Annotated in this window: 29 protein-coding genes and 1 other RNA gene; 27 read left to right on the top strand and 3 right to left on the bottom strand. The window is 62.6% G+C overall.

Going from position 1 to position 23,592, the window contains the following annotated elements:
* The first annotated feature begins 94 nt into the window (after positions 1 to 94).
* Positions 95 to 643 carry a hypothetical protein gene (locus ABW043_RS02640; RefSeq protein WP_353919692.1) on the top strand — a complete coding sequence of 183 codons (549 nt, stop codon included), beginning with the start codon at positions 95 to 97 and terminating at the stop codon, positions 641 to 643.
* A 150-nt stretch (positions 644 to 793) separates the two neighbouring features.
* Positions 794 to 1,324, top strand: a complete 531-nt coding sequence (locus ABW043_RS02635) for a putative glycolipid-binding domain-containing protein (protein WP_353919691.1) — start codon at positions 794 to 796, stop codon at positions 1,322 to 1,324.
* A gap of 105 nt (positions 1,325 to 1,429) precedes the next feature.
* Here the strand turns inward: ABW043_RS02635 and ABW043_RS02630 are convergent, their stop codons facing one another.
* Positions 1,430 to 2,404, bottom strand: coding sequence for a MerR family transcriptional regulator (locus tag ABW043_RS02630; protein ID WP_353919690.1), 975 nt, complete (start codon positions 2,402 to 2,404; stop codon positions 1,430 to 1,432).
* A 128-nt stretch (positions 2,405 to 2,532) separates the two neighbouring features.
* Here ABW043_RS02630 and ABW043_RS02625 point away from each other — a divergent pair, with 128 nt between their 5' ends.
* The 10 genes from ABW043_RS02625 to ABW043_RS02580 all read left to right on the top strand — a co-directional run bounded on the left by ABW043_RS02625 (position 2,533) and on the right by ABW043_RS02580 (position 8,568).
* Entirely contained in the window at positions 2,533 to 2,823 is a 291-nt protein-coding gene (locus tag ABW043_RS02625; RefSeq protein WP_353919689.1) for a hypothetical protein, read from the top strand.
* A gap of 84 nt (positions 2,824 to 2,907) precedes the next feature.
* The gene (locus ABW043_RS02620; protein WP_353919688.1) at positions 2,908 to 4,110 is read left to right on the top strand and encodes a phosphoglycerate kinase; all 1,203 of its coding nucleotides are present in this window, start codon (positions 2,908 to 2,910) and stop codon (positions 4,108 to 4,110) included.
* 86 nt (positions 4,111 to 4,196) lie between these two features.
* Positions 4,197 to 4,880, top strand: coding sequence for a glutathione S-transferase family protein (locus ABW043_RS02615; protein WP_353919687.1), 684 nt, complete (start codon positions 4,197 to 4,199; stop codon positions 4,878 to 4,880).
* Entirely contained in the window at positions 4,880 to 5,221 is a 342-nt protein-coding gene (locus ABW043_RS02610) for an ArsR/SmtB family transcription factor (protein WP_353919686.1), read from the top strand. Before ABW043_RS02615 ends, ABW043_RS02610 begins: the two co-directional genes overlap by 1 nt.
* Entirely contained in the window at positions 5,211 to 5,684 is a 474-nt protein-coding gene (locus ABW043_RS02605; RefSeq protein ID WP_353919685.1) for an SRPBCC domain-containing protein, read from the top strand. Before ABW043_RS02610 ends, ABW043_RS02605 begins: the two co-directional genes overlap by 11 nt.
* A gap of 68 nt (positions 5,685 to 5,752) precedes the next feature.
* Positions 5,753 to 5,910: non-coding RNA, 6S RNA (gene ssrS, locus ABW043_RS02600), on the top strand.
* Between the two features lie 28 nt (positions 5,911 to 5,938).
* Positions 5,939 to 6,526 (top strand): 5-formyltetrahydrofolate cyclo-ligase, encoded by a 588-nt coding sequence (locus tag ABW043_RS02595; RefSeq protein WP_353919684.1) that lies wholly within the window; start codon positions 5,939 to 5,941, stop codon positions 6,524 to 6,526.
* The gene (locus ABW043_RS02590) at positions 6,523 to 7,341 is read left to right on the top strand and encodes a TIGR00282 family metallophosphoesterase (protein ID WP_353919683.1); all 819 of its coding nucleotides are present in this window, start codon (positions 6,523 to 6,525) and stop codon (positions 7,339 to 7,341) included. Before ABW043_RS02595 ends, ABW043_RS02590 begins: the two co-directional genes overlap by 4 nt.
* An 81-nt stretch (positions 7,342 to 7,422) precedes the next feature.
* Positions 7,423 to 7,737 carry a SecDF P1 head subdomain-containing protein gene (locus tag ABW043_RS02585; protein ID WP_353919682.1) on the top strand — a complete coding sequence of 105 codons (315 nt, stop codon included), beginning with the start codon at positions 7,423 to 7,425 and terminating at the stop codon, positions 7,735 to 7,737.
* 84 nt (positions 7,738 to 7,821) lie between these two features.
* Positions 7,822 to 8,568: a YebC/PmpR family DNA-binding transcriptional regulator gene (locus ABW043_RS02580; RefSeq protein ID WP_353919681.1), complete on the top strand. Its 747-nt coding sequence runs from the start codon at positions 7,822 to 7,824 to the stop codon at positions 8,566 to 8,568.
* 126 nt (positions 8,569 to 8,694) lie between these two features.
* Here ABW043_RS02580 and ABW043_RS02575 read toward each other — a convergent pair whose 3' ends face one another.
* Together ABW043_RS02575 and ABW043_RS02570 are read right to left on the bottom strand one after the other, a co-directional pair.
* Positions 8,695 to 9,477: a GGDEF domain-containing protein gene (locus ABW043_RS02575; RefSeq protein WP_353919680.1), complete on the bottom strand. Its 783-nt coding sequence runs from the start codon at positions 9,475 to 9,477 to the stop codon at positions 8,695 to 8,697.
* A gap of 58 nt (positions 9,478 to 9,535) precedes the next feature.
* Positions 9,536 to 10,279 (bottom strand): GGDEF domain-containing protein, encoded by a 744-nt coding sequence (locus tag ABW043_RS02570; protein ID WP_353919679.1) that lies wholly within the window; start codon positions 10,277 to 10,279, stop codon positions 9,536 to 9,538.
* Positions 10,280 to 10,446: 167 nt separating this feature from the next.
* Between ABW043_RS02570 and ruvC the strand changes: the two genes are divergently transcribed.
* The 15 genes from ruvC to ABW043_RS02495 form a co-directional block, all read left to right on the top strand.
* Entirely contained in the window at positions 10,447 to 10,953 is a 507-nt protein-coding gene (gene ruvC / locus ABW043_RS02565) for a crossover junction endodeoxyribonuclease RuvC (protein WP_353919678.1), read from the top strand.
* Positions 10,950 to 11,567, top strand: coding sequence for a Holliday junction branch migration protein RuvA (gene ruvA / locus ABW043_RS02560; protein ID WP_353919677.1), 618 nt, complete (start codon positions 10,950 to 10,952; stop codon positions 11,565 to 11,567). Before ruvC ends, ruvA begins: the two co-directional genes overlap by 4 nt.
* The gene (ruvB, locus tag ABW043_RS02555) at positions 11,564 to 12,607 is read left to right on the top strand and encodes a Holliday junction branch migration DNA helicase RuvB (RefSeq protein WP_353919676.1); all 1,044 of its coding nucleotides are present in this window, start codon (positions 11,564 to 11,566) and stop codon (positions 12,605 to 12,607) included. Before ruvA ends, ruvB begins: the two co-directional genes overlap by 4 nt.
* A gap of 2 nt (positions 12,608 to 12,609) precedes the next feature.
* Positions 12,610 to 13,464, top strand: a complete 855-nt coding sequence (locus ABW043_RS02550) for a metallophosphoesterase (RefSeq protein ID WP_353919675.1) — start codon at positions 12,610 to 12,612, stop codon at positions 13,462 to 13,464.
* On the top strand, positions 13,461 to 13,958 hold the full coding sequence (locus ABW043_RS02545; RefSeq protein ID WP_353919674.1) for an NUDIX hydrolase: 498 nt from the start codon (positions 13,461 to 13,463) through the stop codon (positions 13,956 to 13,958). The genes ABW043_RS02550 and ABW043_RS02545 overlap by 4 nt, the downstream gene beginning before the upstream one ends.
* On the top strand, positions 13,955 to 14,353 hold the full coding sequence (ybgC, locus tag ABW043_RS02540) for a tol-pal system-associated acyl-CoA thioesterase (RefSeq protein ID WP_353919673.1): 399 nt from the start codon (positions 13,955 to 13,957) through the stop codon (positions 14,351 to 14,353). The genes ABW043_RS02545 and ybgC overlap by 4 nt, the downstream gene beginning before the upstream one ends.
* A gap of 195 nt (positions 14,354 to 14,548) precedes the next feature.
* Positions 14,549 to 15,250: a protein TolQ gene (gene tolQ / locus ABW043_RS02535; RefSeq protein ID WP_056312439.1), complete on the top strand. Its 702-nt coding sequence runs from the start codon at positions 14,549 to 14,551 to the stop codon at positions 15,248 to 15,250.
* Between the two features lies 1 nt (position 15,251).
* A complete protein-coding gene (tolR, locus tag ABW043_RS02530) occupies positions 15,252 to 15,689 on the top strand; it encodes a protein TolR (RefSeq protein ID WP_353919672.1) in 438 nt (145 codons plus the stop codon).
* A 9-nt stretch (positions 15,690 to 15,698) separates the two neighbouring features.
* A complete protein-coding gene (gene tolA / locus ABW043_RS02525) occupies positions 15,699 to 16,895 on the top strand; it encodes a cell envelope integrity protein TolA (protein ID WP_353919671.1) in 1,197 nt (398 codons plus the stop codon).
* Positions 16,892 to 17,245 carry a cell envelope integrity protein TolA gene (tolA, locus tag ABW043_RS02520; RefSeq protein WP_353919670.1) on the top strand — a complete coding sequence of 118 codons (354 nt, stop codon included), beginning with the start codon at positions 16,892 to 16,894 and terminating at the stop codon, positions 17,243 to 17,245. Before tolA (ABW043_RS02525) ends, tolA (ABW043_RS02520) begins: the two co-directional genes overlap by 4 nt.
* Positions 17,246 to 17,309: 64 nt before the next feature.
* Complete coding sequence (tolB, locus tag ABW043_RS02515) at positions 17,310 to 18,620, top strand: Tol-Pal system beta propeller repeat protein TolB (protein ID WP_353919669.1); 1,311 nt, start codon at positions 17,310 to 17,312, stop codon at positions 18,618 to 18,620.
* Between the two features lie 230 nt (positions 18,621 to 18,850).
* Entirely contained in the window at positions 18,851 to 19,351 is a 501-nt protein-coding gene (pal, locus tag ABW043_RS02510) for a peptidoglycan-associated lipoprotein Pal (protein ID WP_353919668.1), read from the top strand.
* Between the two features lie 147 nt (positions 19,352 to 19,498).
* On the top strand, positions 19,499 to 20,533 hold the full coding sequence (gene ybgF, locus ABW043_RS02505) for a tol-pal system protein YbgF (protein WP_353919667.1): 1,035 nt from the start codon (positions 19,499 to 19,501) through the stop codon (positions 20,531 to 20,533).
* The gene (gene tilS / locus ABW043_RS02500; protein ID WP_353919666.1) at positions 20,518 to 21,792 is read left to right on the top strand and encodes a tRNA lysidine(34) synthetase TilS; all 1,275 of its coding nucleotides are present in this window, start codon (positions 20,518 to 20,520) and stop codon (positions 21,790 to 21,792) included. The genes ybgF and tilS overlap by 16 nt, the downstream gene beginning before the upstream one ends.
* Positions 21,793 to 22,419: 627 nt before the next feature.
* Positions 22,420 to 23,592: ATP-dependent metallopeptidase FtsH/Yme1/Tma family protein (locus ABW043_RS02495; RefSeq protein WP_353919665.1), on the top strand; the 1,173-nt coding region annotated here is incomplete at its 3' end.

The raw sequence follows: 23,592 nt of genomic DNA, 5'->3' as shown, positions 1-23,592 counted from the left end.
AGGGCGCCCCTTTTTCTTGTGACCATTTGGCCAATCGTCATCTTGCCATGCTCTTGGCATAACGTGGGAAAACCATCCACGATCGAGCTTTGCCATGCGTTTCCCATCCGCCCTGGTCCTTGCCGCGGCCGTTCTTGCCGTGCCAGCCTTCGCCGCCGAAGATGCGACAACCGGCCTTGGGGTGAACCTGCCCGATACATTCGTCGTCGAAGCCTCGACCTCGCCGCCGCCCTATAATGTGACGTTCGGCGTCAAAACCGTCTCGGGCGATCCGGCGCCCCTCGAGGGCGAAAAATATCTCTGCCAGGTCAGCTTCCAGGACGTGCCGGCCAATGCGGGGCTGAGCATGGAAAAGATCAACGAACAGATCGGCTCGCCCGGCTGGATCGCCATGGCCAAGGACGGCATGTCGTCCATTTTCGATTTCGTGTCTGACGCCCCGTTCGAACTCGACGGCTACAAGGGCCACGAATTCATCGGCATGCCCAAGCAGAAGAACGCCGAGCATGTGCGCCTCGTGCTCTCCATGGTCGAAACCGCCAAGGGGCGCACGGCGATCTCCTGCGTCACGGATGCGGATGGGCTCGAGGCCGTGCTCCCCACCTTCCACGCCATCCGCGACGGCGTCACGCCGCCGATGTGAGCTGCCTACCGCGGTCGTTCCTACCGAGATGGATTGCCGGGACGAGCCCGGCAATGACGATGGATGAGGGTTTAGGTCTCATCGGCAGCACCTCCCCTTGCTTTCCTTCCGCGCATTTGCTGCAAATGCGATGCGTGTCGGAGAAGCGTCGTGTCCCTCAATCAGTCCTATCGGTGGCGTGGTCTTGACCTCAGGACCCTGGAGCATTGCCATGTCATAGCCAATGGCCGCGACACGCGCATCCGCGGCGCCATCATCGGCGAGGATTTTGGGCTGTTCTACCGCATCAAGCTTGATGAAAACGGCTGTACGCGCACCCTCAAGATCGAGCGGGCCGACGGCAAGGCGCTGGAGCTGTTCTGCGACGGGCAGGGCGGCTGGTCCGACGACCGCGCCGAGCCGATTTCGGGCCTCAAGGGCTGTGTCGATGTCGATATCTGGCCCACACCGATGACCAATTCCCTGCCGATCTGGCGTAGCGACTGGCAGGACGGAAAGCCGCAAAAGTTCGCCATGGTCTGGATCGACGCGACCACCATGGAAACGCGGCGTGCCGAGCAGGTGTATACCAGGCTCGATGAAGGGCACTTTCGGTTTCAGTCGGATGATTTTGAAGCGGTGCTGGCGGTGGATGGGGATGGGTTGGTGACGGACTATCCGGGACTGTTCGCGCGGGAGTAAGGCGGCACCCATCGGCCGTCATCCTCGGGCTTGACCCGAGGAGACTTCACTTGGCAATGCCGCGGCAAGTGCAGAGCCCTCGGGTCAGGCCCGAGGGTGACGATCTCAGGGCGACATCCGCGCCACCATCCCCGTCGTCCGCGCCCTCGCCTCCGGCGTGCCGAGGCAATTGGCGACGCTTTCGTAGCCCGGCGAGCCCGCCACAGCCAAAACCTCAAAGGGAAAGCTGTGATTGGCCGGGCAATAGAGGATTGCGTGCCCGGCGCTCACCGCATCAAGATCGAGCACGGCGCTTGATCGGGTCATGACGACGAGCGGGGCATCGCCCTCGCTCCGCCGCCGCAGCCAGCCGCCCAGCGCCAGTTGCGTTGCTTCGTCCAACCCGTCCTCGACGAGGTCGATCACCGCCGGACCGTCCCCGCCTGAAACCATGCCGGCCAAAACCGCGCGCAGGGCAGGGCCGTCCGTCGCCCCATCTTCGAGCAGCCATTCGAGTTCATGGACAACGGCATCAGGCAAAGCCTGCGGCTCTGGCCGGTCGAGCGCCACAAAGCGTCCGCCCAGCGCCTCGGCCAAAGCCATGGCTAGCCGCGTCTTTCCGCTGCCCAGAGGGCCGACCAGATAGGTGACCGGCGCGAGCCGTCGCAACTCGAACTGCTCCCCATTCCAGGGCCAGGGCAGGGCCAGCGAAACGGCAGGGGCACCCCGTGCCAGATCGGCAAGGTCAGGCGCCCGACCCTGGCTCAGATCGTTGCGCCAGAGTCGCACTTGCTCGATGGCATCAAGCACGCCCGAGAGGTTGCTCTCAAGGCGCGTCTGGTGTTCCGACAGGGCCGTTGCGAGCCCGTCGCGCTCGCCCGAGAGCACGGCGGCGATCTGGGCGAGGCTCAAACCCAAAGTGCGCAGGGCCACGATCTCCCTGATACGGGCAATCTGGTCCGCGCCATAATGGCGCCAGCCCAATCCGTTACGGATAGGCGCAATGAGGCCACGCTGTTCGTAGAGTCGCAGCGCCTTGGCCGAAATGCCGAGTGCGCGGGCGGCTTCGGCCGGCGTGAGAACAAGGTCCGAATGGGTCAAGGGGAATCACCTCCAGAGTTGACCCGCTCACTCATCAGGGCGGCCCCAGGGGACGGGTCAAGTCCCGTCAACGCCTTGTCACCAAATCGGCCTATTTTGTCTTTGTCAGCAAGGCCCGGAGCGGAATCATGTTCCATCTCACCCGTCGCTTTCACTCGGCCCTGCCATTGGTCTGGCTCGTGGCCGGGCTTTTGGACAGTCTGATGCTGCTGGCCTTGCCCGCCGTCGTGATGCTGGCCCATCTCTTCAGGCGCCATCGGCGTATCCTGGGGTTGGTCGGCTCCGCGCCCTGGGCAAGCCTCGGCTTTGCCCGCCATGTCATGGTCGATGATCTCGTGCGTCTCGCCGCCTGGACGGCCCTGAGCCCGGTGGTTTTCCTTTTCGGTCACCAGATGCGCTCGGTTCTCATTGGGAGCTGACGAGAATCTTCGTCACGGCGCTTTTCCGATCCGTCCACACCTGATAGGCCAAGGCCAAGTTTGGTTGCCTATCGGAGCCTGGCCATGACCGCTACTTTCAAGACCCTCGACGAACTCGACCTCAAGAACAAGGTCGTGCTTCTCCGGGCCGACCTCAATGTTCCCGTGGCGGATGGCAAGGTGAGTGACGCAACGCGCATCGAGCGCCTGCTCCCCACCATCCGCGAAATCGTCAAGCATGACGGCAAGGCCGTACTGCTGTCCCACTTCGGCCGGCCGAAAGGCAAGGTCGATCCGGAATTCTCGCTCGAGCAGGTTTGCTCGGCCGTTGCCGACGTAACCGGCCATCCCGTTGGCTTTGTCGCCACCGATTGGGTCGATGTGTCGGCCGCCAAGGCAGCGATCGATGAGGCCCCTGCCGGCTCGGTCCTCGTCCTCGAAAACACCCGTTTCCATCCGGGCGAAGAAGCCAATGATGTCGAGCTTGCCAAGCGCATGGCGAGCCTTGGCGATGTCTATGTCAACGACGCCTTCTCTGCCGCCCACCGTGCCCACGCTTCGACCGAAGCTCTGGCCCATCTCCTTCCCGCCGCTGCCGGCCTTGCCATGCAGGGCGAATTGGAAGCGCTGGAAAAGGGTCTCGGCAAACCCAAGAAGCCGGTCGTCGCCATTGTCGGCGGCGCCAAGGTGTCGTCCAAGATCGACCTTCTCGAAAATCTCGTCACCAAGGTCGATGGCCTCGTCATCGGCGGTGGCATGGCCAATACCTTCCTCTTCGCCCAGGGCCATGGCGTCGGCAAGTCGCTCTGCGAGAAGGATCTTGCAGATACTGCCCGCCGCATCATGGACAAGGCCGACAAGGCCAATTGCGCCATCATCCTGCCGGTCGATGCGGTCGTCTCTTGGCACTTCAAGGCCAATTCGCCGACCCGCCTTTATGGCGTCGATGCCGTCGATCCCGATGGCATGATCCTCGATATCGGCCCGTCCTCGATCGAGCGCATCAATGCCGCGATCGATGATGCGCATACCATCATCTGGAATGGCCCGGTCGGCGCCTTCGAAATGGAACCGTTCGATGCGGGCACCGTGGCGATCGCCAAGCACGTCGCCAAGCGCACCCATGACGGGCACCTGATCTCGGTTGCCGGTGGCGGCGACACGGTCAGCGCGCTCGCCCATGCCGGCGTCAAGGATGCCCTGACTTACGTGTCGACCGCCGGCGGCGCTTTCCTTGAATGGATGGAAGGCAAGCCCCTGCCGGGCGTGCAGGCCCTCAAGAAGTAAAGTTTCCGATTTCGGAAACTTTCTCTTGTTTCATATTGGGCCGTCAGATAGTTTCTCTTTAGCGAAACTGTCTGGCGGTCTTTTTTATGTCCCTGACGCTCTATCTCCACCCGCTGGCCTCCTTCTGCCACAAGGTGATGATCGCGCTTGAAGAAGCGCAGCTTCCCTATCGCGCCGTGACCGTCGATTTCGCCGATCCTGTGTCGGCCAAGCAGGTGTCCGACCAGTGGCCGGTCGGCAAGATCCCGCTGCTCCACGACGAAGCGAGCGGCCGGCATGTGCCCGAAACCACCGTCATTCTCGAATATCTCGCTGAGCGTCACGCAAGCGTGGCCCGGCTCTGGCCAAGCGCGGGAGAAATCCGCCTCGAAGCGCGGCTCTGGGATCGGTTCTTCGATCTCTATGTGCAGCAACCCATGCAAAAGATCGTCATCGACCGCATTCGTCCGCCCGGCGCCAATGATCCGCATGGCGTCGCCGAAGCGCGCGAAAACCTGCGGACCGCCTATGGGATGATCGAAGAGCGCATGGCCGACCGGGTCTGGGCCGTTGGCACAGACTTTTCCATTGTCGATTGCGCGGCCTTTCCAGCCCTCTTCTTTGCCGGGATCGTCGAGCCGTTCCCCGCTTCCGCCACGGCGCTCAGCGCTTATTTCGAGCGCCTCCTGGCTCGTCCGTCGGTTGCGTCCGTGCTTGCTCAGGCGCAGCCATATTTTACAATGTTTCCCTATCGCGACGCCATGCCGGCGCGCTTCCTGCCGGGGGCCTGATGCCAGTCGAACTTGATACCGTCTTCCAGGCGCTCGCCGACCCCTATCGGCGGGCCATGGTCTCGCGCCTCGTTGAGGGTGGCCCCGCCTCGATGAAGGAACTGGCCGCGCCCTTCGACCTCGGCCTGCCTTCGACGCTAAAACACCTCAAGGTGCTGGAGAATGGCGGCATCATCTCCTCGGTCAAGGAGGGCAGGGTGCGCACCTTCTCGGTCCGCGAGGATGGGCTCAATACCCTGCGCACCTGGCTCGATGCGCATCAGCGCCATCTCGAAACCGGCTTTGACCGTCTCGCCGCCGCCATGGCGGCCAATCCCGAGGATCTGTCCGATGGCGAGTGATCCCGCCCATTCGCGCTTCACGCTCGACCGCGTGCTGCCCGGCTCACCCGCCCACGCTTTCCGCTTCTGGTCCGATCCGAAGCTGAAAAATCTCTGGGCCGGCTGCCACCCCGATTGGACCGAGCGCGAGATCCGCCACGATTTTCGCGTCGGTGGCCACGACTTCAGCCGTCTCGCCGATCCCGCCGGGGTCGAGCACGAGGTGGACATCGCCTATCTCGACATCGCGGCGCCCGATCGCGTGGTCTACAGCTATGCCATGCGGCTCGATGGAAAGCCGCTCTCCGCTTCGCTGGTGACGCTCCTCTTTCGGCCGCACAATCGCGGCAGCCTGATGCGCTATGACGAGCACCTGCTGCTGCTCGATGGCAGCGATGGAGCGGGTGCGCGGGAAATCGGCACCGGCCACGGTTTTGACCGGCTCGAGGCGGTGATTGCCCAGAGCCTCGCCGCGGCGTCATAAAAGCGCATTGGCCAGAGCACAATCTTGTGGGTTGGCATTTGCGTAGGGCAGGGGAAGCGCCTATATCTTGCTGGCTGCCCGGCGCGTGTGGACACACATATCCCCGGGGCCTTAATCGATCCTAAGGGAGCTGTCCCTGACCAGGCCCGTGGGCTTGGACATACGGCGCCCACCTACGTAAGTAGGTTCCCGGGATCGCTCGTCCCACGGCCAGGGCGGCACCTTATTCCTACTGTTTCCCGAGATTGGCGCGCATGGTGGTAGACGGAATAGAGGCCGAAAAGGCCCTGCTGCGCAAAGCCGCCCGGGCGCGCCGCGAGGCTCTTTCTCCGCAGTTCCGCACCGAAGCCTCCAATGCCATCTCCTTCCACTTCTTCGACAAGGTGGCCTTTGGCCCCGAAGACGCCATTGCCGGATATTGGCGCATTCGCGACGAGGCGGATTGTCAGCCGATCCTGGTCCGGCTGATGGATGGCGGGCAGACCGTCATTCTCCCGGTCGTGTCCGGCCCCGAGGAGCCGCTCGAATTCCGCATCTGGGGCAGCGACGCCCCGCTCTATGAAGCCGGTTTCGGTACGCTCGCGCCGTCTGATCTGGCGCCCCGTTCCGAACCCGATCTCATTCTGATGCCGCTCCTCGGCTTTGACAAAACCGGCACAAGGCTCGGCTATGGCGGGGGCTATTATGATCGCACCCTCGCTTCGATGCGTAAAAGGCCGATGCTGGTTGGCCTCGCCTTCTCGGCGCAGGCCTTCGATCATATTCCACGCGAAAATCACGATGTTCCGCTCGATGCGGTCGTCACTGAAGACGGTGTCGAATTCTTCGAGGCTTCCTTATGAAATTTCTCTTTCTGGGTGACGTGGTCGGCAAGTCCGGCCGCGATGCCGTCAGCGAACGCCTGCCCGGCATCATCGCGACCTACGGTTTTGATTTCGTCGTCATCAATGGCGAAAATGCCAGCCATGGCCGCGGCCTGACCGAATCCCACTTTCGTGCCCTGCGCGATGCAGGCGCCGATATCGTCACGCTCGGCGATCACGCCTTCGACCAGCGCGAGGCGCTCTCTTACATCGAACGCGAAAACACCCTGATCCGCCCGATCAATTTCGCCCCCGGCGCGCCCGGCCGCGGCGCTATGATGGTCGAGGGTCGCAACGGTCATCGGGTGCTGGTGGTCAACGCGCTGGGCCGCGTCTTCATGCAGCCGATGGACGATCCGTTCCGCGCCGTCGAAGCTGCCGTCGCCTCGGCGCCGCTCGGCGAAGTGGTCGATGCCATCATCGTCGATTTCCACACCGAGGCGACCTCGGAAATCCAGGGCATGGGCTTTTTTCTCGATGGCAAGGCGACGCTGGTCGTCGGCACCCATACCCATATCCCGACCTCGGATCACCGTATCCTAAGGGGTGGCACGGCGCTCATGGCCGATGCGGGCATGTGCGGAGATTTTGACTCCATCATCGGCGTCGATGCCGATGAGCCGCTGAACCGGTTTCTGACCGGCATTCCCAATGGCAGGTTTACGCCGGCGGAAGGCGAGGCCACGCTCTGCGGCGTCGCCGTCGAAACCGATCCCAAGACCGGCCTTGCCCGAAAAGTCCTGCCGGTGCGGCTCGGAGGCACGCTGGCCCAGGCCGAACCGATTTTTGGCTGAGGAGATTTCGACATAAGACAGTTTTTTGCAGCGGTTCTGATTTCCGCGGCAATGGCCGCTTCTGTTTTGGCACAACATAGCATGGCGCTCGATGTGCGCTCCGCTTCAGTCAGTTTCGACGACGCGACCGGACAGCCGGCGCTCAAGATCAGTCTGTCGCCGGACGGTGCAAAGGCCTTTGGTGACTTTACGGTCGAGCATGTGGGCGAAGTGATCGATATCCTTGTGGCCGGCGATGTCGTGACGTCACCACGGCTCATGTCGCCCATTCACTCGGACTGGATTCTTGTCACCGGACCGTTCACGACGACCGAGCTTGAGGCCATGGCTGACGCGATCAATCGCGGCAGCAGCGCGGTCACCTTGCGTGGCGAAAAGAATAAACCGACCGACTGAGGCCGAGACGCCCCCAGCTTCACAACTGGCTCGCGCTTGCCTATAAGGCAGCACCCATAACGAAATTCACATCGGAGTGCGCGAATGGCAGGCCATTCACACGCCAAGAACATCATGCACCGCAAGGGCAAGAGCGACGCGGTGCGCTCGAAGGTGTTTTCCAAGCTCGCCCGCGAAATCACAGTGGCCGCCAAGATGGGCATGCCCGATCCGGCCTTCAACGCCCGTCTGCGCCTGGCGGTCACCAATGCCCGCTCGCAGTCCATGCCCAAGGACAATATCGACCGCGCCATCAAGAAGGCGATGGGCAGCGATGGCGAAAACTATGACGAAATCCGCTACGAAGGCTACGGCCCCGGTGGCGTTGCCGTCATCGTCGAGGCGCTGACTGACAATCGCAACCGCACTGCTTCCAACGTGCGCTCCTACTTCTCCAAGAACGGTGGCGCCTTGGGTGAAACCGGTTCGGTCGGCTTCATGTTCGATCGCGTCGGCGAAATCACCTATCCGCTTTCGGCCGGCTCGGACGACAAGGTCATGGAAGCCGCCATCGAGGCCGGCGCTGACGATGTCGAGAGCGATGAAGAAGGCCACTATATCTACACCTCGTTCGAAGCCATGGCCGAAGTCTCGGCCGCGCTTGAAAAGGTGCTGGGCGAAGCGGAAGCCGTAAAGGCCATTTGGAAGCCGCAGAACGAGACGCCGATCGACGCTGAAAAGGGCGCAACGCTGATGAAGCTGATCGCCACACTCGAAGAAGATGACGACGTGCAGAACGTCTATTCCAACTTCGACATCAGCGAAGAAGACGCTGCCAAGATCGCAGGCTAAGCATTCCTTCCATCGTCACCACCGGGCTTGTCCCGGTGGTCCATGTTCCACAAAACTGGATTGCCGGGACAAGCCCGGCAATGACGACAAGCGGGTAGAGATTGTGGGCGGCAATGCCGCCCTTTTTCATGCCGATTTTCTGATATCGACCGGCGGCTGATCGACCGTGTGCACGATTGCGGCCTGGTTGCGACCCGAATGCTTGGCGCCATAGAGCCGCTGGTCGGCAATATGGAAAAGCTCGGTGAAATTGGTCATGCCCTCAAAGACGGCGCCACCGATGCTGACGGTCAGCGAATAGGCCTGGCCGCGTGGCGAAAACTGGGCCAATTGCACCGCCCGCCGCACGCGTTCGGCCATCTGCTCGGCATGGGTCTGATCGACCCCTGGCAGGAAGACGCCGAATTCTTCGCCGCCCATGCGGCCGATGAGATCGCCGGCGCGCAGTGCCGAGCGGATGGATCGCGCCAATATCGTGAGGGCCTCGTCGCCCGCGTCGTGGCCATGCAGATCATTGATCGCCTTGAAATTGTCAGCGTCGATAATCAGCAGCGCGCCGGTCTGTGGGCCGACGCTACTGGTGAGATGGGTTTCCACCTTGGCGGTAAAGGCCCCGCGATTAAGGCAGGCGGTCAGGCTGTCGGTGCGCGCCACAAGGCCGAGCCGCCGGTTCATGATGGCAAGCGAGCGCATGCGCATCGAAAGGAAGAAGAACAGCGGCACGGCCAGGAGGAGCGGCAGCACCATTGCCGAGAGCATGGCCCGCTGCAGCGCTTCCGGGCCCAGATCGGCAAAGACCAGGGCATTGTAAACCAGCGCGATGACGACGCAGGCCAAAGGGCCAAAGAGGGTCCAGCGGGCGACGCTGGACCAGCTTTGCAAACCATTGACCGCGCGCGGTGACATCATGCTGGCAACCCCCTTGGTCCCGGAATGGCGATGGGAATAAAGACGAGAAAGGCGACCCTCAGGCCGCCTGCGGTAGGGCAACGCAGTCGCGTCCCCTTTGCTTGGCGCTATAGAGGCGCTGGTCTGCCTCGCGATAGATGGCCCTGAACGCTACCGGCTTTTCGTGGGACGCTCCGCCGATGCTGACCGATAGCGGGCAGGAAATGCCCTCGGGGAAGAAGTGGATCGCCGCAATGGATCGGCGCACTTCGTCCGCCACGTTCTCCGCCCCGGCCAGATCCATATCCGGCAGATAGATGCCGAACTCTTCGCCACCGAGTCGTCCGACAAGGCTCGACTTGGAAACGCCTGCGCTGAGCGCCTGGGCAATATTGCGCAGGGCCTCGTCGCCCTGGTCGTGCCCGAAGCGGTCGTTGACGGATTTGAAGTGGTCGGCATCGATCACCAGCAGCACGCCACGGCGGTGCGGTGTGCTGCACAGTTTCTCGACCGTGGCTGCAAAGGCCCGGCGGTTCAGTACGCCAGTCAGTCCGTCGAGCGTCGCCAGCAGTGCCAATTGCATATTGGCGTGGCGCATGCGCTCGGTGCCAATGGAGAAGGTGAAAATCATCGGCCCGCCGAGAATGATCGGCATGACGATAGCGACAGCGAGGCCGGCCATATCGACGCCGCGAGAAAAGCTGGCCATCAGCAGAATCGTCGCGACCACCGAGACGACGACCGAAATGCCCATCATCATCAGTGTTTTGCGGAAAATCCAAAGCCACGCCTGCTTCGGTAGCGCCGTTGCTAGCCCCGTCATCGTGAATCAATGTCCCTGCGTCCCAAAAGACCCTAGAGCCGCCTTTCTGAATTCCCCGTTTCTCCAATGAGTAAATTTTGAGCTATCACCGCTTCTTGGTGTTTCTAAGTTTCTGTTTTGTTCACTAGGGCCTTGGTAGGTTCGTTGAAACTGCTAGAAGGATCGCCATGAGCAAGACCGTTCGAATCATCGGCATCGACCCGGGGCTGCGCCGTTGCGGCTGGGGCATTGTCGATGCGCTCGACAATCGCCTGAGCTTTGTGGCGGCCGGTACGGTGACCCCGCCGATCGATGGCATGCTGGCCGATCGCCTCGCCATGCTGGCAGCCGGCCTCAAGGAGGTGCTGGCCCAGCACCAGCCCGAGGAAGCCGCGGTCGAAGAAACCTTCGTTAATGCCGGCGCCCGGTCGGCGTTGATCCTGGGGCAGGCGCGCGGCGTCGCCCTTGTCACGCCGGCTCAGCACGGTCTCTATGTGGCCGAATATGCCACCAATCTGGTCAAGAAATCCGTGGTCGGTACGGGCCACGCGGAAAAGAAGCAGGTCGAACTGATGGTGCGGACTTTGCTGCCGACAGCCAATTTCAAAGGCGCCGACGCTGCGGACGCCCTTGCTGTTGCCATCTGCCACGCCCACCATCGGGTTTCCGCACGTCGCATGGGAGCGCTTTTATGATCGGCAAGCTCAAGGGCCTGGTGGACAGTTTTGGTGACGACTGGGTCCTCATCGACTGCGGTGGCGTCTGCTACGAGGTGCATTGTTCCACCCGCACGCTGCAATCCTTGCCGCGTGTTGGCGAGAGCACCGTCGTCTTTATCGAGACAATCCTCCGCGAAGACCTCATTCGTCTCTTCGGCTTTGCGACTGACGCGGAGAAATCCTGGTTCCTGCTGCTGACGACGGTGCAGGGGGTCGGTGCTCGTGTAGCGCTCGCCATTCTTTCCGTCCTGTCGCCGTCTGAACTCTCGAGCGCCATTGCGCTACAGGACAAGGCCATGGTCGGCCGTGCCAATGGCGTCGGCCCCAAACTCGCCGTGCGCATCGTCACCGAACTCAAGGGCAAGGTCCCGGCCATTGGCGGCATCGACGCCGGCACGCTGGGCCTGCAGACCGCCTTGGGCGAAGGCGTCGCGAGAAGCAATGTCGCCGACGCTGTCTCCGCCCTCACCAATCTTGGCTATTCCAGCGCCCAAGCCTCTGCGGCGCTGGCGCGCGTGGTTGCCAAGGAGGGCGAGGATACGGCAACCGAGAAGCTCATTCGCCTTGGGCTTAGGGAATTGAGCCAGTGACCGACTTCACCTCTCCCGCCGCTGGCCGCGACGACAATCTCGACGTTTCGCTGCGTCCGTCCGGCTTTTCCGATTTCGTCGGCCAGGCCGATGCGCGGGCCAATCTCGAAGTCTTCATCGAGGCTGCCAAGAAGCGCGGCGGCGCGCTCGATCACGTGCTCTTCGTCGGCCCGCCGGGCCTCGGCAAGACGACGCTCGCTCAGATCATCGCCAAGGAGCTCGGCGTCGGCTTTCGCGCCACGTCCGGTCCGGTCATCGCCAAGGCGGGCGATCTTGCCGCGCTCCTGACCAATCTCGAAGAGCGCGATGTGCTCTTCATCGACGAAATCCATCGCCTCAATCCCGCGATCGAAGAAGTCCTCTATCCGGCGATGGAAGATTTCCAGCTCGACCTGATCATCGGCGAAGGTCCGGCCGCCCGCTCGGTCCGCATCGACCTGGCAAAATTCACGCTGGTCGGCGCCACCACCCGCGCCGGTCTCCTCACGACGCCGCTGCGCGACCGTTTCGGCATTCCCGTCCGCCTCAATTTTTACACGCCGCAGGAACTGGTGCAGATCGTTACCCGCGGTGCCCGCCTGATGGGCACACCCATGTCCCCCGATGGTGCTTTGGAGATCGCGCGACGCTCGCGTGGCACGCCGCGCATCGCCGGTCGCCTGCTTCGCCGCGTAATTGACTTTGCCCTCGTCGATGGCGTGTCAGAAGTGAACAGTGTGCTAGCCGATAAGGCACTCTTGCGGCTCGATGTTGACGCGCGCGGGCTCGATCAACTGGATCGGCGCTACCTCACGACCATCGCCGATTTCTACAATGGTGGCCCGGTCGGCATCGAGACGATTGCCGCGGCGCTCAGCGAACCGCGCGACGCCATCGAAGAGATCGTCGAGCCCTATCTCCTGCAGCAAGGCTTTATCCAGCGCACGCCGCGCGGGCGCATGCTCACCGCTATCGCCTTCCAGCACCTGGGAAAATCCGTGCCACAGGGTTTTGTCGGCATGCAGGCCAGCCTCTTCGAGGAAGCAGGGGACGAGGACTGAGCATGGCGCCAATCCTTCAGCGCCTCCTCAGCCTTTTTGGCGCCCATAGCTGGATCGAGCCCGCCGATATCGTCGTGCGCCGCTACGCGCCCAAGCCGCCCGATTGGCCGCGGGACCTGAAACTGCGCGTCGCCATGCTCAGCGACTTTCACTTCTCCGAACCCTGGCTTGGCCCCCAAGCCATTGAAGCGATTGTCGAAAAAACCAATGCACTAAAGCCCGACATCATTCTGCTGGTCGGCGATTTCGAGGATGGCCCGCGCTTCAGCCGGCCCGTTCGTCCCGACGACTGGGCCCGTGCGCTCTCGCGTCTGCAAGCCCCGCTCGGCGTCCATGCCGTTCTCGGCAATCACGACTACCCCAGGCTCATCGCCAGGCGACACCGGTTCCTTCCTAATCCCCCCGCAAAGATCGCTCTGGAGAAAGTGGGCATTCCCGTCCATATCAACGATGCCATCCCATTGATTTGGAACGGCAAAACGTTCTGGCTGGCTGGGCTCGGTGACCAGTGCACTGAGTTCGAAGATGGCTCCTCGCTGTTCGATCTCGATGCCACCCTCGCCAGGATAACGGATGATGCTCCGGTCATCCTCATGGCCCACGAGCCCGATATTTTCCCCGAGGTTCCCGACCGCGTGGCGCTGACCCTCTCCGGCCATGTGCATCGCGGCCAGATCCGGTTCTTCGGCTTTGCCCCGGTCGTACCGTCGCGCTATGGCCAGCGTTATCTTCATGGCCATATCGTTGAAAGCAATCGCCATCTCATCGTTGGCGCAGGTCTCGGCCATTCCGGCCTGCCGCTGCGTTTCGATGCTGCGCCCGAAATCGTCCTTATCGAGCTTGGAGGTCAAGCGTGACCGCTCGCCATGTCCTGAGCTTTCCCATGAAGGAAGGCCGTTTCAATTTTCGCGTCGCGGGAATCATCATCGCCGATGGCCATGTTCTCATTTGCCGTGAGGACGATGACGACTATGCGATGCTCCCCGGCGGCCGGGTCGAACTGGGCGAAGATAGCCGTCTGAGCCTGACGCGTGAAATCGCCGAAGAGATTGCTCTGCCGGCCGAAATCGGCCCGATGATCGCCACTTCGGAAAGTTTTTATCGCCGCGAAGGCGAGGATTTTCACGAACTGGGCTTTTTCTACGCCGTTACGCTGACCGGGCAAGGGCCGAACGGCAATTCGCCCTGGCTCGAGCGGCAGGACGAGGGGCACGATCTGCAATTCCATTGGGTGCCGCTGGCCGGCGACGCCTTGGAAAAATTCAATCTCCTGCCGCGCTGGCTGCCGGAATTCCTGCGCGATCTGCCGGAGGCGCACGCCCATGTGGTCCATGACGAGCGCGGCGCATGAGCACGCATAGTTTTCCGGTCCGCATCTATTACGAAGACACCGATTTCTCCGGCTATGTCTATCACGCGGCCTATCTCAAATTCTTCGAGCGGGGCCGCACCGAATTTCTGCGTGATCTCGGCATTCACCATTTCGAACTGATCGAGCAGGGTATTGCCTTTGCCGTTCGCAAGATGGAGATCGACTTTGTCGGAGCCGCGCGGATCGACGATCTGTTGACGGTCGAGACGAAAGTGATTGAAGCAAGCGCCGTTCGACTGGTGCTTGAGCAGACACTTCTGCGTGACCAGAGTGTGCTGACAACGGCCCGCGTACTGGTCGTTGCCATCAAGACCACAGGCGGGCCGGTGCGTCTGCCGGCCGCGCTCAGGGCACGGCTCACAAGCGAAAGCTGACACTTCCTTCACGGGAATCGCTTTCTTAACCACTTGGTCACCATAATCGAGTCAAAGGAACGATTGCGCTAAGAGCTAGGCCGAGAGGCCCGGTTTGCAGGGCATTTCTCTTAATTTTGACAGATTCCGCCCCCATCGCACAAAGCATGGGGCCGGGCGCTTGGGCCGGGTCGAAAGGATCACTTCATGGAAGTCATGGATGCAGTGGGAGCGGCCGCTCCACATGCCGACCTGTCCATTTGGGGACTGTTCTGGGCGGCCGACATCGTCGTTAAGTCGGTGATGCTGGGCCTGCTTGGTGCCTCCGTCTGGTGCTGGGCCATCATTGTGGACAAGACCATCGCCTATCGCCGCGTTGGCGCAGAGATGAACAATTTCGAAAAGACCTTCTGGTCCGGCCAGTCGCTTGAAGAGCTTTACAAGCAGCAGTCGGAAAAGGCCTCCGGTGGCATGGGCGCCGTCTTCGTCGCTGCCATGAAGGAGTGGAAGCGCAGCCACGAGCAGAACGCGGCGAGCTTTGTCGGCATGCAGCAGCGCCTCGACAAGGTGCTCGATGTCGCCATTTCGCGCGAAAGCGAGTTCCTCGAAAAGCGCCTGGGCTTCCTCGCCACGGTCGGTTCGGCTGGTCCATTCATCGGCCTTTTCGGTACGGTCTGGGGCATCATGAACGCCTTCACCAATATCGCGGCTTCGTCTTCGACCAATCTCGCGGTCGTTGCCGGCCCGATCGCCGAAGCGCTGTTCGCGACCGCCATCGGCCTTGTCGCCGCTATCCCAGCCGTTATCGCCTACAACAAGCTTTCGGCAGACTCGGCCAAGATGATCGGGCGCCTCGAAGGCTTTGCCGACGAATTCTCGACCATTCTCAGCCGCCAGCTCGAAGCGCGGAGCCGCTGATATGGGCATGGGTGTAGCAGGCGGTGGAGGCGGCGGCGGACGCCGTCGTCGCGGCCGCAGGAAAGCGGTCATGAGCGAAATCAACATCACGCCCATGGTGGACGTGATGCTGGTGCTGCTGATCATCTTCATGGTCGCGGCGCCAATGATGACGGCCGGCGTGCCGGTCGACCTGCCGCAATCGGCCGCTGCCGATATGCCCAGCCAGACCCAGCCCATTACCGTTGCGGTGACGCCGGAAGGCGCCATTTACGTCGACGAGACCCCGGTCGACGAGGCCAATCTGGTGACGACGGTTGCGGGCCTCGCAACGCCGGAAGACCGTATTTTCCTCCGCGGCGATACCACGGCCAATTATGGCAGTGTGATGCGCGTCATGGGCCTGCTCTCGGCTGCCGGCTATTCCAAGATCGGGCTCGTTACCGAGCGCAGGGAATAGGCCGTCGGCATGCGTACAGGCGTCGCCGTATCAGTTTCAGCGCATGTGTTGCTGATCGTGCTTGGTCTGATCAATCTGGGATCGACCGAGCCGCTGACGCCTGTCACCGCGTCCATTTCGGTCGATCTCGTGCCAATCGAGGAATACTCCAATATCCGCGCCGGCCAGCTCGACAGCACAGTCGTCGAGACCGATACGCCGTCCATCGTTGAAAGCGATCAGCCGGCCGAGCTGGCCCAGCCCACCGGCAATACCGAGGAAGACCAGCCGACCCCGTCGCCGGCCGATGTGCCGACGCCGCAACCGGTGACCGAGACAGCGCCGGCGCCAGAACCTGCGCCGCAGCCAGAGCCGGTGCCTGAACCAACGCCAGAACCCGAGCCTGCTCCGGAACCAGAGCCGGCGCCCGAGCCCGCTCCTGCACCCGAACCCACTCCAGAGCCGGCACCGACACCAACGCCGACACCGCCGACGCCACAAACGCGGCCGCAGCCTGCTCCGACGCCTGAACCAACTCCAGAGCCCGAACCGGCTCCGGAACCGACGCCCACGCCGGAACCCACCCCGCAGCCGACGCCGACTCCAACACCGACACCCGAACCGCCGACGCCAGCCGTTGCGGCGCCGACGCCGGCTGCCCGCCCGAGCAATCTGGCGCAGTTGCGCCAGCAGTTCGCGGCCGCCGAGGCCGAGCGCAAGAAGCGCGAAGAAGAAGAGCGCCAGCGTCAGGCCGCGGCTGCTGCCGCCCAGAACCAGTCGCAGACGCCAACGCCGCGTCCCACCCAGCCGGGGCCGACCCAGCTCGACGCTGATCTGGCCGATGACATCGCCTCGATCATCAACAATGCCCCGACAACCGGCGGCACGACCGGGCAGGGCGGTTCGCCGACACTGGGCGACACCACTGGAACGTCGGCCCGCCTCAGCCAGTCGGCCATCGATGGGCTCGTCGGCCGTATCAAGAACTGCTGGAACCTGCTGCCGAGCGATTTCAACTCGGGCATGAACGTGACCCTGCGCGTTTCGATGAACCAGGACGGCAGCGTCAACGGCACGCCGCAGATCGTTTCGGCCGACCAGACCCCGGCGGGCCAGGCTATCGCTCGTGCCGCGCAGCGCGCCGTGGTGCAGTGCGGCCCCTATACGATGCTGTCGGCAGACTCATTCAATGAGTGGCGCTCGATCGAAGTGGAGCTGCGCCCATGATGGTCTCGCGCGCTCTCGCAGCCCCCTTGATCGCCGCACTGCTCGTCACTGGCCCGGCTCTGTCGCAGGACATCAACCAGGCCGAGATCGAGGGTTTCGTTCAGCAGGTAAAATCGTGCTGGGCGCTGACACCCGAAGATGCCGCCTCGGGCCTCAGCGCTAAAATCCGTGTGGAGCTCGACCCGACCGGGGCGGTGCTGACAACCGAGATCATCGACGCCGACAAATCCCAAACTGGACGTCGCATAGCCACCGGTGCCATTCGGGCACTGGAACGATGCGCGCCCTATTCCTTTTCTGCAGAGACCTACGAGCAATGGAAGACGCTCGAGATCGAACTGCAGCCGTGACCTTGAATTTGCCCTGTTGCTGGCCAAAAACCGGCCAAACGGCGAAATTGGAGACAACCAACTCATGACGCTTCTCAACCGTCGCTCTGCGCTCAAGCTTGGCCTGGCCGGTGGCGCCCTGCTGGCAACCTCCTCCATGGCCATGGCGCAGCTGCGCATCGTGGTGGAAGGGGCCAATTTCCAGCCCCTCCCGATCGCCATCCCGGATTTCGCCTCGTCCGATCCGACCTTCGGGCGCGAGATCGCCGATATCGTGCGCAACAACCTGCGCCGCTCTGGTCTCTTCCTGCCGCTCGACCCGGCCTCGCTGCCGGTGCAGGTGGGCGATGTCAACGGCACGCCCGACTTCAACGTCTGGCGCACGGCCAATGTCGATGCGCTGGTCATGGGTTCGGTCGAGCGCGGCGGGCAGATTACGTCCTCCGTCCGCGTCTGGGATACCCAGCAGGCGGCGCAGGTCGTGGGCAAGAGCTACAATACCGATCCCAATTCGGCGCGCCGCATCGGCCACATCGTTTCCGACGCCATTTACGAACAGCTTGCCGGCGGCACAGGCTATTTTGATACCCGCGTCATCTACACCGCCGAAAGCGGCCCCAAGGCCAACCGCACCCGTCGCCTTGCCATCATGGATCAGGACGGCGCCAATGTGCAGTACCTGACTGACGGCTCCACGATGGCGCTGACGCCGCGCTTTTCGCCCAATGGCGACCTCGTGACCTATATGAACTTTGCCGATGGCAATCCGCAGGTGTATCTGCTGCAGCTTTCTTCGGGCCAGCAGCAGCGCCTCGCCAATGTGGGCGCCATGACTTTCGCCCCGCGCTTTTCGCCCGATGGCGGCACCGTCGCCTTCTCCGTGGAGCAGGGTGGCGCGACCAATATCTATTCCGTGGCGACCAATGGCGGCCAGCCGGTGCAGCTCACCTCGGGCGCGGCCATCGATACCGGCCCATCCTATTCTCCCGATGGCGGCCGCATCGTCTTTGAAAGCGACCGCGGCGGCTCGCCCCAGATCTACATGATGGGCGCAAGCGGGGGCAACGCCCAGCGCATCAGCTTTGGCCAGGGCAGCTATTCGACCCCGGTCTGGTCACCCAAGGGTGATCTCATCGCCTTTACCCGCCAGTCCGGCGGCCAGTTCCATATCGGCATCATGGCGCCCGATGGTTCGGGCGAGCGTCTTCTCTATTCGAGCTATCACGCCGAAGGCCCCACCTGGGCGCCCAATGGCCGGGTCATCATGTTCTTCCAGGATCCGGGCGGCAATGACGGTCCGCGCCTGATGAGCGTTGATATCTGGGGTCGTAATCCCCTCACGGTCGCAACCGAAAGCTACGCTTCCGACCCCTCGTGGTCGGGCCTTCGCGGCTAAGCCAAAAAGGGGGCTCCGGCCCCCTTTTTCGTCTCTAAAATCCGTGCCGCTTAACCTTAACGTGATCGAGCATCGGCCCTGTTGCTCTTGTGCAACGCCACGAAAAAGCCCGGATTCCCGCCACATTCGCGCCTGAATAGGCAAACATTAACCATCCCAGCGAACCAGCTTTTAAGATTAAGCGCGGTAAATGCTGCACTTAAGATTGTTGCCTTTTTTGGAGCTACCCCGTGGCCATTCCCGCACCATTTTCGACCGCGTTGCGCGCTGCCGCGATGCTGTTCTTCGTTGTCGTCGTCGCTGCCTGTTCGCGCAGTTCCAATGACGCCGTCGGCCTGACCGGCGCCGGCAATCTCGGCCCAGGCGGTGGTGCTCCGGGCAGCCAGCAGGAATTCATCGTCACCGTCGGCGATCGCGTGTTCTTCACCACTGATTCGAGCTCGCTGACCTCGGAAGCCATGGCTACCCTCGACAAGCAGGCTGCCTGGCTCAACCAGTACCAGAACTATCGCGTGCTGATCGAAGGCCATGCCGACGAACGCGGCACCCGCGAATACAATATCGCTCTTGGCGCCCGCCGCTCTTCGGTGGTCGTGAACTATCTTGTTTCCAAGGGCGTCAATGGCCAGCGCATCACCAGCCAGTCTTTCGGCAAGGAGCGTCCAGTCGCCATCTGTAACGACATTTCCTGCTGGAGCCAGAACCGCCGCGCGGTCACGGTGGTCCAGTAGAATCTAATTCCAGTCGCAAGAACTGGAGGCAAGGAACGCCCGGTGCCACGAAAGTGGGCCGGGTGTTTTGTTTTGACCAAAATTGGCCTTTATCAGGAGGCCAAAGATACCCATCTTGTTTGCGATGGATCCAACGGAGAATACGGCGTGAAGCTCGGAACGTTCAACAGAAAGGCGCGCGCCGGTTTGTGCGCCATCGCCATAGGCCTGGGGCTCCTGCCAGCCGTCAATGCGCAGACTCTGCCGCCAGCCGAACTGGGCGGTCTCTCCTTCACCAATACCCAGCCCGAACGCATGCTGGTTGCTCAGGCTGACCAAGCGCAGATGCTGGTGCGCATGCAACAGCTCGAAGAGCAGATCCGCTCGCTCAATGGCCAGATCGAGGGCCTCACGTTCCAGCTCACCCAGATGCAGGAAATCGTCAACCGCATGCAGGAAGACAGCGAATTCCGCTTCCAGCAGCTGGAAGGCGGTGCTGGGGGAAAAACTGAGGCGGCGACCCAACCTGGTGGCGTGACGCCGCCCGAGGCGTCGCCGCAGACCCAAGTTCAGGCCCCGACCGGCGAAGATGCCGTGCCGCTGACCCAGATCCCCGAACAGGGCGTAAAGCCGCTGCCGGGCGAGGTGGAATTCGATCCGACGTTCGACGATCAGTCGGCCCTTCCCATGGATCAGATCGGCAATTCGGCCGATCCGCTTGTGGGTACCGGCCAAACTGGCGGCATCGATCTCACCACCGGCCAGCCGCTTGATCTCAGCTACAATCCAGCCACGGTCTCGACGGGTGACGCCGATGCCGATGCGCAATTCGCCGCCGGGTACGAAGCCTATGCTTCGGGCGACTATGCCTTTGCCGCGGATCAGTTCGACCAGTTCGTGTCGCTCTATCCCGACAATCCGCAGGTTCCGGAAGCCGCCAATTTCCTTGGCGATGCGCTCCTTACCCAAGGTTCCTATGATCAGGCGGCAGAAGTGTTGCTCGACACGTTCCAGAAGCACCCGGACAGCCCGCGCTCTCCGGACCTGCTGTTGAAACTGGGCATGGCCCTTTCCGGGGCCGGCGAGCGCGAAACGGCCTGCCGCACCTTCAGCGAGGTCGGCAAGCGCTATACGACCCTACCTCCGGCTTTCGTCGCGCGGCTTGCCGAGGAGAAAGCCAAGGCCGAATGCCCGCCAGCCTGACCCCGGATCTCGCCGATACGGCCACGCTGGCAAGTCTGTTTGCGCCCATTTCCGGCGAGGCCACAATTGGCCTCGCCGTTTCGGGCGGCCCCGACAGCCTGGCTCTCATGCTCCTCGCTCATCGCTGGGCCTTGGGTGTGGAAACGCCCCCCCGGATCGTCGTCTACAGTCTCGACCACGGCCTTCGTCCCGAGGCCGCCGACGAGGTCGCCATGGTGGCAGCAGAGGCGGCCAAGCTTGGCCTGGAGTTCCGACCGCTCAAATGGAGCGAGGGCCATCCCCAAACCGGCCTGCAGGAAGCGGCGCGACAGGCGCGCTACCAGTTGATTGGCGGGGCGATGGCCGAGGATGGCGCAACGGTGCTCCTTACTGCCCACCATCGGGCCGATCAGGCCGAAACCATTTTGATGCGCCTTGCCCATGGCAGTGGCCTTGATGGGCTCAAGGGCATGGTGCCGTTTTCCGAGGTCGAAGGCGTGCGGGTTTTCCGGCCGCTGCTCGATGTCGAACCGGCGACGCTTGGTAGCGTCGTTGAAGAGGCGGGGCTACTGCCTGCGCACGATCCGTCCAACAATGACGATACGTATGAGCGCGTGCGTTGGCGCCGCCTGCTGCCGTCGCTGGCGCAGGAGGGGCTCGATGGCGCTGCCCTGTCGCGCTTTGCCGCCCGCATGGCCGAAGCCGATCAGGCGCTGACCCAGCTTGCCGATGCGGCCTTTGCCGAACTGGTTGAGGTTGATGGTTTTGGCGCTGCGTCCCTGCCGCTGGTCGCGCTCGAGCAATTGGGGCCCGCAACCGGTCGCCGCGTGCTGAGCCGCCTCCTCGCCATCGTCGGCGGAAGGCAGAAGCCACGCGCATTGGGGCAGGTGGAACGGCTCTTTGAGCAGATCACCACCAATACCTTGCCGCGTGGCACGACGTTGCTCGGCACCGTCATTCGCATCAAGGACGGTTTTGTCACCATCGCCCGGGAGCCGGGCAGGGCGCTGCCCGAGGATCAGGGCCTGCCGGCCGAGGGCGTGCTGGTCTGGGACGAACGCTTCGAGATCACCAATGTCTCGGGGGAAACCGGGTTTGTCGCCTCGGCCACCGATTTCTTTCCCCGCCACAGGCTCGAAGAAGTGTTGGGTTTCAAGGTGACGACGCCAGCCGAAGCCATCCGCACCGCACCGATCGTCCGCGACGGTAGTGGCGCCGTGCTGTCCCTTGGCGGGTGGTCGTTTGATGATCGGGTAAAGGTAAAGGTGCTGGTGGAGTAGGGCTTTGGCCCTCCAGCTGAGCTCGCTCCGGCAATCCATCTGATACACCCGGACGTCATCCTCGGGCTTGACCCGAGGACACTTTACTTGGCGATGACGCAGAAAGCGCAGAGCCCTCGGGTCAAGCCCGAGGGTGACGTCCTTGGCAGATATCCATCTTATCCCCGCTCTCACGGACAGTGCTACTTTACCCATCCAACCTCGCATGGACGGTCTGCAGACGACAGTAGCGAGGGGGCCCGCCGCGCTGGATCGTCTCCAGTGCGCGTTCGGGGCTGGTCCCTTGCGACGAGCGATCAATAGGCGCCTTAGTTCCCGCCCGAAAAGAGGGCACTCCGGAGCGGCTTTCGCTTCATCTACAAAATACTTCGAGGCGAATGCCGCTCCGGGGTCCGTCCACCCAAAACACTCCCGCGGCACATCGTCGGCGGGAGCAAAATGCTATGCCCGAATAGTTATCCCCGCCGGAACCGCCTCAGGGCACATACCGTTAACCCCGTCGCGACAAAATGACTGGACGTAAAGGCCGGGACGCCGCAGGTGTTGCCCTTGTAACGCCCCAATGACGGTCTTACATTCGGCCTAATGCTGCCGCGTCGCGCGCTGGCTTCCTCCGGGACAGGATTGATGAACGGAAATTTCCGCAACTTTGCCATCTGGCTAGTCATTCTCTTTATGCTGATGGGCCTGTTCCAGGTCTTCCAGTCATCTACGCGCACCATGTCGGTGGGCGAAAAGAGCTATAGCCAGTTCGTGACCGACGTCGACGCGGGTCGCGTTTCCAGCGTTACCATCACCAATGATGTCGTTTCCGGCGTCCTCAACGACGGTACGCGCTTTGAAACCATCGTGCCCGATGGTGCCGACATGATTTCGCGCCTTGAAGCGCAGGACGTGTCGATCACCGCTCGCGCCCCTGAATCGAGCCCGTTCTGGTCGATCCTGCTCTCGTCCTGGCTCCCCTTCATCGTCATCATTGGCGTCTGGTTCTTCTTCATACGCCAGATGCAGGGTGGTGGCCGTGGCGGCGCCATGGGCTTTGGCAAGTCTCGCGCCAAGCTCCTTACGGAAACCCAGGGCAAGGTGACGTTTGAAGACGTCGCCGGCGTCGATGAAGCCAAGCAGGACTTGGAAGAAATCGTCGAGTTCCTGCGCGATCCCGGCAAGTTCCAGCGCCTCGGTGGCCGTATTCCGCGCGGCGTGCTGCTTGTCGGTCCTCCGGGTACCGGTAAGACGCTGCTTGCCCGCTCGGTTGCCGGCGAAGCCAATGTCCCGTTCTTCACCATTTCTGGTTCTGACTTCGTGGAAATGTTCGTCGGTGTCGGCGCCAGCCGCGTCCGCGACATGTTCGAACAGGCCAAGAAGAATGCCCCGTGCATCATCTTCATCGATGAAATCGACGCGGTCGGCCGCCATCGCGGCGCCGGCCTCGGCGGCGGCAATGATGAGCGCGAGCAGACGCTGAACCAGATGCTCGTCGAGATGGACGGCTTCGAATCGAACGAAGGCGTCATCATCATCGCGGCGACCAACCGGCCGGACGTTCTGGACCCCGCGCTGCTTCGCCCGGGCCGCTTCGACCGCCAGGTCGTCGTGCCGAACCCGGACATCAACGGCCGCGAACGCAACCTGCGCGTCCACAAGAACAACCTGCCCCTGGCCGCCGACGTCGAAGTGAAGACGATCGCGCGCGGGACCCCGGGCTTCTCGGGCGCCGACCTGGCCAACCTGGTCAACGAGGCCGCCCTGATGGCCGGGCGGAAGAACCGCCGCATGGTCACCCAGGCCGACTTCGAGGAG

The organism is Devosia sp. (assembly GCF_040509215.1).
Lineage (GTDB): Bacteria > Pseudomonadota > Alphaproteobacteria > Rhizobiales > Devosiaceae > Devosia.
This window is presented reverse-complemented; position numbering and strand designations above follow the sequence as displayed.